An 8,731-nucleotide genomic window follows, 5' to 3' on the forward strand; every position below is an offset into this window, starting at 1 on the left:
TCCATTATACCACGGTGGCATCACCTATATGTCAATTATGGTCTAACAGAGCCAAAATAATTGGGTATTCCATAAAAATAGTTAACAACTTGGCAGCCAAGTAATCCTGTGTTTCGGCGAGTTTTGCGTAATCTGCCTCCTCAAGAACCATAGATTCAGGATTATCCATAGAACCGTGGATCTTATAGATTTCACCCATTTCAAAAGTTCTGTGAAAGACGAGATCGTCTTGGCCAACAAAAACTTTAAACTCGGGAAATAGCGACTCCAGGAGACAGTCATAGTTGGTTGTTATAACTCCAGAGATACGCCGCCTGCCAACCTCTCTCAAGATATCAAGCTCATGCGTCATATATTCAGGTTTGAACGAGGATAACCTCTCGGCCGCCATGATCTTTAAAATAGATTTACGCTGACGAATGTCCTCTACATGATCGTTTCTAAAAGAAGCGAAGCGAGGGTCCTCAAGAACAGCTATGCGCATATCCTTATCAAGCATCGTCGCGGCAGAGGGCAATGCGCTATTGTCAGACTCATCTGGACAACGTGCCAGGTACGAGTCAAGCCGAAAGGGATCATCGGAAAGACGGGAACAGAGGTGCCTTAACAAACCAACCCAATCGTCGGTACCCATGTATCTACGGGAAAAGCCCGAGCCGACGAATAAATATGGGCTACGCCCCACCCCATTTATCAAACGTACAACGCTTTCTACAATGTCATCTCTTCCGACTTCCATCTAGCGCCTCCAAACAAGCTACTTCCATAAGTATAGAACATATGTTTGGATTTTACTAGAATTGCAAGACTTCATCGGAGACAAAGCTGCTCGACAATTGAAAATTCGAACCGCACAGGTGACCCAATATTCAGCAGTGTTCCGACGAGCAAATATTCATTTCGCGCCTCAGGCAATCTAGCGCAGCGGCATCAGTTAGAACGCCATGACTCTCTAGGAGTTCGATAAGTTGAGCGAAAGTCTAAAATTCCATCGCCAAAGTAACTCCTAAAATCAAAGGGCCGTTGCCGATAACAACCAAACAACGACCCTCCTTTGTCATCGCCTCACGTAGAGCCCACGACAACTGCATCACTAACTGGATGTTAACCTAGATGCGCAGTAATTGCGCATCCAAAAAAGTTAATCATGTAGCAAATACTCTTCGCGTTGAAACTAATGCGAAGCATTTTCGCGTCCGTGCACGAGAATGCGCAATCAATATGCGGAAAGGCAAAGATGATTCACCTAGCTAACAACCATCCAGTCACTACCGACAGTACTCGAAATCTTCGAGGAATCGCCGATGCACACGATGGTCGCCGAAGCGCCGGGCACATACTTGGCCTCAAGAACGGAAACACCTTGCTCCTTAAGCCTTAAGGTCGTCTCGGTTATCTGGGTTTTATTCACATCATTTTTGCTGACCAGTTTAACGCCATTGCCATCATTTTCATTCAGGCAGGATACAACCGTATTGTAATCGGCCCAATAACAGTACTCCCCAGAAAGCCATCCAAGCTCAGTGGCGCATATCGATCCAGTCGCAGAAACCGTCTTTGGAAGCAATCCGTAACGTTGCCTTTCCTCAAATTCCAGAACATCGCAAAATACGTGATTAGCATTAAGTAATCTCGTTCCACAATAGTCCCCATAAAATGGCGCAAAGTGATTGCGGATAGTCCGCGACAACATCAAGTAGTCGTAGGTGTAATAGCCCATGAAAATTCGCAGACCGTCTCCCCCGGATCCCTCAGCAGAACGACCGAATTCAACAAGGAACTGGTCCCACATGCTCTCAATATAGGGAATTGCGAGTTTAACGCTATCCCTATCAGACAGAGGAGTCTCGCTCTTCTGCTGCATTATCCCCGTAGTATTTGCCAAATGGAAATGAGCGGCCATACGCTCGATCGTTCGGATGAACTCAGGACGATTCCCATCCTCTATAGCCATAATTGCGAAGAAAACACTTCTCAACAGGAGATCATTCGAAAAACGCTGAGGTAAAAGATCACCATATTCACGCTCGTATGCGAATAGCCTGGCTTCGCCCGTATCAATTGAAGAGTAATTAAATACGGAGTACGACGGAACAACATATGACGGAATGACATATGAGCGCACACGGCTACGCTTAATTTGATAACGCTTAAAAAAGGTGGAAATCCAAAAGGTCACAACACCAAATAATGCCAGCTCAAACTCAAAGGCAATACTCGAAGTATCAAGCACATCTAGCCCCTGTCCTCCGAGATAGCCATCGATAACAAAGTGATCGAATGCGACGGACAGCAAAAGAGACATGAACGCCTCGAATGAGAAAGGAAGGGTCCGGTACCGCAATTTACCCCTTGCATGCTTGATTACCCCAAGAAACAACCAATAGAAAAGGGTGGGCATGTATCGCAGCGAAGGACCTGGAACTGAAAACGCATCGCAAATCGCAGCCACAATAAACACGGGGAGCTGGCAACAAATTGTTGGAGCGAGAATTCGGTAGGCAACGTTCAACCTGCCCGACTCATCGGAGGGGTACAGTTCTTCGACGGTGTATTGCCCTCCAATCGCCAAGGGCCCAGCAAAGCGGACAAGCTGAACGCTCACCAAACCGGTAAAGACATAAAAGACAATCCAAAGAATAGTGACCGATTCCACCTGTAAACAATCTCCTCAAGTCATACGCTTGCGATTAATTGTAGATAGACAAAATTGAACAGGAAGCGACAATATTTGAAACTGTTGTTTTACGCTCCCCGGATCAAATGCCTTCAATTAAGAAACCCGGCGAAAAACCAAGACTACAAAATCGAAGAATACGCCCATGCAGAGCTTGACCTGAGCAGCAGCCTCACTGGCTTTTCCTGGAAGGTCTCGGTAACAAGTCTCGAAGAGGCGCAAGACGGCCTCATGTTGAAGCTGCCGCATCGCGTATAGTCAACCCAGCACGGGTCAGAGCGCCGCCGGGGACCAAAGCGGGCCCACCATCCGTCCCCTCCCCAACATTCCCCAGAAAGCTCGCTGATGTTGACTGGTGTTCCCGTAAAATAAACCTCAACAAAATATGTGCGGAGTGCTGGCCTGGAGCTGCCTTTGGACCCTATTGGCTGCTCACCGAGAGGCTCCGCTATGAAACGACCCCTTTACTACCTGCTCTGCGCGATCTCATGCGCATCCAACTTGTAGGGTAAATTCATCGCTCGCGTCGATTACGACCCCAATATTTCCTTAGGAAACACGCTCGGCAAATCGTTAACGCCCATAGCGAAAAGCACTTTTGCGCTGGCATCGTTGCTGAGCTCGTCGCTCAACTTAAGTGCATCAAGCAGTATATTTCGGCGTAAAATCTTATAGTCATCCTCAGTCAGCACTAGCTCAAGATCGCTTAAAACCCCTACTAGATTGACATCGTGAGACGGAGATACCCTGGCGCAGAATAGACGCTCGTCATGCGCACAGATATTTCGAAAATCTTTAATATGATCGTACGCAAGTCTTAGCCTTCGTGGGCTGATGCGCTTATGGACTTCATGTGTCTCGAAATAAAGGTCAGAAAACGACTTGGCAATGGAATTTCTCATGCTTTCTGGTTGAAACTCGAAAAACTTGAATGCCTGGCCAAGCATTAGGTAATTCATAAGAATCCATACCGGCGTATTGTCGTGATTATTTTCATAATGACGAATGTAGTCCCTTTTATAATCACTGTTCCATTTTTTAGACCTACATAGCACCTTCTCGAAATCACCGATAAGCGTGTCGATCTTTTTTCGATAGCCGGCATCAGCACGATAGGAATCTCTATCAAGGTATGCTTCTGGGCTATCTTTATGAGCCATGGCAAATCGATAAGAGCAGACGGTTTTAAGAACTGCTTCCGCCTTGTTAAAATACTCAAACATCAGCAGGCGCAACGTTCGATCGAATTCGAATAAACGATAGATATCAGAAAACTTCGTACCTTTTACGAATAGCTCGTGGCAAGAATCTCCGCGCTGGTCGAGAAATAAATCCTTGTAGCCGTTAATAACCGGATAGTATCCCTCGCGCTCCAAAACTAAACGAGTATTGTTATCGCATTCGAGTCCACGGCCTTCAAGAATAGCAATCTGCTCATCAATAGATTTAAATGGTTTATCCATTTGGACCCCTTAAACGCGAAAACCGCCTTTCGGCGGTTCCCACGGACCAAGCCGGACGTACCGTCGCAAGGCCTCATCACAACGATTACTTTAAGGGAGAACTCGGGGTCCGTCAATCCAATACCACGAATCCCCCAAATCAACCCTTTGAAGAGACCAAACAACCAATTCAGGTAAAATAGCCCCAAGCTCCTATTTCGCCACAATGAAGAAGTCATTTAGCGACAACGGACGCGATATTACGGGCCGTTGTCGGCATGGAGCCGACCCCTTATCCCCTCGGTGGGAAGGGGTCGTGGCCATGGGAATCCCTTGCGCGGATTCTGCCATCGCGACGATGGACGATCAACTCCGACTCTTGATTGGAGCAAATGCGCCGACCGAGCTTTATTGCCTCGCTCTGGGTCGTCGTAACGAAGGAAGCGCGACATGCCCCCTCGCCCTTAATCTGCCAATTGCCATCCGAGCGCATCGTAACGTGCTGATTTCTGCCTTTCATACTTACCTCGCCTTTAACTCTGAACTTGCCGATGCGTCTACAGCATGAGATATGTGACAGACGCCCTCGTGCCGTTTTCAAAAGTGTAAGCACTGGTGCGGACATAAAACGAAGCGCACACAGCAGGACCGTTGATCCACCTGGCTTTCTGGTCGCCCTTCACACCCTGGCGAAAGAGCTTTGGGGCACTGAAGTTCGCACCCAAAGAGGCGTACATCGGAAACCTGGTAAACGGACGCCTCTATATAAACGCAGCCAGCTACTACCATGATCTACCCGGCGAGCAGGGCAATTCATTGGAAGAGTCTTTAGCGTACGGGACGGGCATCTACGCCAGCTGGCTCTTGCTGTTTTTCCGCATGCTCACGGCGCGAGAGAGCGACATCGTTGACAGCACCTGACATTCCCCGCACGGCAACGTCTTTTACGGTGCCTCAAATCTAAGCTCGACCGCCGAGGCATTCCAGGGCATCCCGCGTAACCTTGTTAACAAAACGCCTAAATACACATCATTACACTCATGAAAAAAGGGCAACACTCTCTTGTCGAAAGCGTCACCCTTAAAGCTCCCGTAGAGCTTTTGTATCACAGGACAATATCCTGCACCATCTCAATGAGATGAAAGGACACATCTAGGCCTGTCCGGTAAAAGCGTGGGCAGGCCACGAATGAACGAAACGACAGCAGGACTAACGGTCACCACAATCAAAAGAGCCCAAATAACGCAGCGCACCCTTCACTCGCGGAGCATTAGGGTCTTCACCCAAGAAATTGACGCTATAAGAAGGAGATCCAACGTAAACGTGAGTCTTACCGGCCTCGCAACAGAACAAAATGTCGCCAGCGCTGTTCTGTGTCAGAGTGTTGTAATTCGAGTAATAATCAAGCTCGTCTGACGGGGCTTCTCCTACAACAATCAACCGAGGCTCCAACTTATCCAGCCATGTCTTAGGGACGCGACCAGACTTCCGTCCATGATGCGGTGCAAAAAGAATGTCCACAGGCGAAAGTGCGATGTCGTCTTCAATCGCCACCATGTAGTCATTCTCCATGTCACCAAGCCAAAGCGCACGGACTCCTTCCTCAAGAGAGTAGACAATCGCAGGACTAATATTATTGGGTTTATCAGAGCTTTCGGCATCCCGCAAAGCATCCCGGAAGGTCTCATTATTCACATCGGGCCAGAGGACGCTAATCCCAGCAGAACCGCGCTCACCATCAGAAACGTTCATCCATTTGCGCTTACACCCCTTGTATATTTTGTAAGCGCACGGCGAGCCCTTCAGCTCTTTGTACTTTTTAAAACTCTCGGTCTCCGTGGACTTGGAGACATTATTGTCGACGCAATAAAAATTCGGAATGAGCTTAAGCTCATCAAGATACTCAATACCCTGAATATGATCTTGGTCCGGGTGCGTACTGATAAAACGAACGACGCCCTTTTTCCCTGCGAGCTTTTTGACCTCATCAAGGATTTCCGACTTACGCTCATCGGTAATATTGCAATCGATCATGCTGAAGTTATCAGAATTGTGGTTGACATAAAACATGTCGCCGTTGCCAACGGACAGGGACTTAATCTCGCTCATGCTTATCACGTTCCTCAAGATTGAAGTTGATTCGCTTTTCTACATACCGCTCCTGTTTGATCCAGGAGGCAATAAATAAGGCGATAAAAGAGCACAGCGCCGCTGGAAGCCGATGAGATTCCGGCAACAATGATGCAAGCAGAATAATGACGAGCAGGACACCGGCCCCCGCCAGGCTGCGATACATGTTTGAAATCATTAAGAGTTGCTCGACCTTTGGGTCGTTTTTCTGAGCATACGCAAAGGCAGAATAGTCCCGTTTTCTGATAGGTTTCAGGTTGCGAACCAACGGCTCAATACAGAGAGAACCAATTCGCGAAGCAATGAGGCCGAGAACATAACTCATCACAAACAACGCCAGCCAATCGGAGCTGTCAACATAACAACCCAACGGCATCTCGCTTATGGAGTATGTTACGAGCGCACCCGGTATGAGCACGTTAAAGAAATCGTAAGCAGAGATCTTCCCGAGCAAATCATCAAAACAGTTACTGACCAATAATTACGCACCTCCAAGAATCAAAGCCATCCTTCGCAATTTTTGGCAAACTTAACCGTCCTGCCACGCAAGTGTCAGGTTGCTGAAGAAAAGCTATTTGTAAATGATTTGGGCAAAAGGGGGCGCATACTGCCATTGACCGACAGGCGCACACGCCCCTAAAGAAACTAAACCGACCATCTACATGGCCTCATTTTTGACAGCTATACCATCCGGCTCCTTCCGTACAATTAAGTTGTAATGGGGAAACGACGTTTCACGTTGTTTCAATTTTAGCCCTTCACTCATTCCATATCCTGTATTGTTTTTTGATCGAGATCACAAGATGTTGTGTTTTAACAGGTAGATGCAGCAATTTTTTCAGTAAAAATAATCGGCAACTTGCGGGCCACCAAATCCCCCTAGAGCCAGACCTTTTGACCTGCATAAATACAAATGGGGCTCCGCACTTTATCGCCTGACAAAACGAATTCATATCGAATGTCAGTTCTAAATTAACAAAAGATTTTGCTTGACCAACATGTTGAGACACTCGCTTATTGCCCGGTCGTCAGCCGCAATCAACCTAGGCAGCAACCTCACGGACTTTTCCTGGAAGGTCTCGGTGTCGAGTCTCGAAGAATCGCAAGACGACATCATGTTGAAGCTACCGCATCGCGTATAGCCAACCCAACACGAGCAACAGCCCCGCCGAGGACTAAAGCGGATCCACAGCCCTCTCCCCTCCCCAACATTCCCCAGAAAGTTCGCTGATGTTGACTGGGGTTCCCGTAAAATAATCCCCAACAAAATATGTGCGGAGTGCTGGCCTGGAGCTGCCTTCGGACCCTATTGGCTGCTCACCGAGAGGCTCCGCTATGAAACGATCCCTTTACTACCTGCTCTGCGCGATCGCGTGCACGTCCATGGTCGGCGCGACGTTGCCTATGGCAGCCATCGCAGAAGCTATGCAGCCTCAAGAAACCGCCGGGCAGCAGGCGCAAGCCGACGCAACGAGCAGCGACGCAGGCAAGGCCGAAGACGGCACCAACACAAGCACGACAGCAGATACCGTAGAGGACAGCACCGCAACATCCACCGGCACCAGCGCAGCCAACACGGAAAGCGCTTACGCCACCAATACCGGCACCACCGCCGCAACCGGCACCCCCGCCCCATCCCTCAGCACCCAGACCAACCCCACACCCGCCGCAATCTCCACCACGTCACAAACCGGCTACGCCCACTCCGCAACCGCAAGCCAAAACGGCGTCACCTTCACCGTCTCGTGGAACGACGCCCCCGCGGGCACCGCGACGACCTTCCACGTAACCCAGACCAGCGCCTCGTCCCAGGCCAAGGCGCGCATGGACGTGTCCACCTATGGGACGGCGGCAGCCAGGAAAGCGTCTGCGATCCGTCGCGCCAGGCATGGGCCAGCTACTACAGCCTTCGGGCCCGCGCTCGCGATCGGGCCCAAAGAATCCACGTGGGACCACAATTCACTTGCATGGAGCTAGCGAAGGTGCCTATCCCAAATCAGAAATGGTAAAACCAGCAGCAGCGCGATGCAGAGGGGCGCGGCCAGCAGAGTGACCACGCCCGAGTTGATGCGCTCGCGAATTTCTTGGGGGCTCAAGAGATGAGCTCGTTCACGCGCTTTTGCACAGACGCATAGAGGCTTCCGAGCTTCTTTGAATAGCCGGCGCGCCCCTGCTATGCGTCATACACGTTGCAATTGCCCCTACCTAGAAAGTGTATGGCACTTCGGTCAATCGCCGTTACGCTTTGGCCTACCTAGAACCGCAATCACGACGTTAACAAACACAAGCGCTGTTCCCAGCAGGAATAGCGCCAGGGAGGCGGCGATCCAGTTGCCGTCGGCGGTCTTGGGGAGCGTGACGGTGGAGACGCCAGCAGTCTTGGCCTTGGATGGCGTGGACGCCATGGTCTTGGTCACGGTCGTTTTGGTTGTCGTGATTGTCTTGGGCGTCGCAGCCGCGGGCTTTAGGACGGGATCCGTCG

At 49.7% G+C, this 8,731-nt stretch carries 8 protein-coding genes; 1 reads left to right on the plus strand and 7 read right to left on the minus strand.

Annotated elements, in window-relative coordinates; translation table 11 throughout:
- Window positions 1–31: 31 nt before the first annotated feature.
- The 6 genes from DXC67_RS09775 to DXC67_RS09810 all read right to left on the minus strand — a co-directional run bounded on the left by DXC67_RS09775 (window position 32) and on the right by DXC67_RS09810 (window position 6,727).
- A complete protein-coding gene (locus DXC67_RS09775; protein WP_117638222.1) occupies window positions 32–739 on the minus strand; it encodes an SIR2 family protein in 708 nt (235 codons plus the stop codon).
- Between the two features lie 507 nt (window positions 740–1,246).
- The gene (locus DXC67_RS09780) at window positions 1,247–2,656 is read right to left on the minus strand and encodes a hypothetical protein (RefSeq protein ID WP_117638223.1); all 1,410 of its coding nucleotides are present in this window, start codon (window positions 2,654–2,656) and stop codon (window positions 1,247–1,249) included.
- A gap of 551 nt (window positions 2,657–3,207) precedes the next feature.
- A complete protein-coding gene (locus tag DXC67_RS09790) occupies window positions 3,208–4,140 on the minus strand; it encodes an Abi family protein (RefSeq protein WP_117638225.1) in 933 nt (310 codons plus the stop codon).
- 271 nt (window positions 4,141–4,411) lie between these two features.
- Window positions 4,412–4,744, minus strand: coding sequence for a DUF2188 domain-containing protein (locus tag DXC67_RS10850; RefSeq protein ID WP_347494735.1), 333 nt, complete (start codon window positions 4,742–4,744; stop codon window positions 4,412–4,414).
- A gap of 584 nt (window positions 4,745–5,328) precedes the next feature.
- Window positions 5,329–6,228 carry a hypothetical protein gene (locus tag DXC67_RS09805; RefSeq protein WP_117638228.1) on the minus strand — a complete coding sequence of 300 codons (900 nt, stop codon included), beginning with the start codon at window positions 6,226–6,228 and terminating at the stop codon, window positions 5,329–5,331.
- Entirely contained in the window at window positions 6,215–6,727 is a 513-nt protein-coding gene (locus tag DXC67_RS09810) for a hypothetical protein (protein ID WP_117638229.1), read from the minus strand. Before DXC67_RS09810 ends, DXC67_RS09805 begins: the two co-directional genes overlap by 14 nt.
- 857 nt (window positions 6,728–7,584) lie before the next feature.
- Between DXC67_RS09810 and DXC67_RS09815 the strand changes: the two genes are divergently transcribed.
- Window positions 7,585–8,226 (plus strand): hypothetical protein, encoded by a 642-nt coding sequence (locus DXC67_RS09815; protein ID WP_117638230.1) that lies wholly within the window; start codon window positions 7,585–7,587, stop codon window positions 8,224–8,226.
- Between the two features lie 251 nt (window positions 8,227–8,477).
- Here the strand turns inward: DXC67_RS09815 and DXC67_RS10435 are convergent.
- A partial coding sequence (locus DXC67_RS10435) for a hypothetical protein (RefSeq protein ID WP_158551347.1) occupies window positions 8,478–8,731 on the minus strand: 254 nt, incomplete at its 5' end.

The sequence above is a fragment of the Collinsella sp. TF07-1 genome, assembly GCF_003437235.1.
Classification (GTDB): domain Bacteria; phylum Actinomycetota; class Coriobacteriia; order Coriobacteriales; family Coriobacteriaceae; genus Collinsella.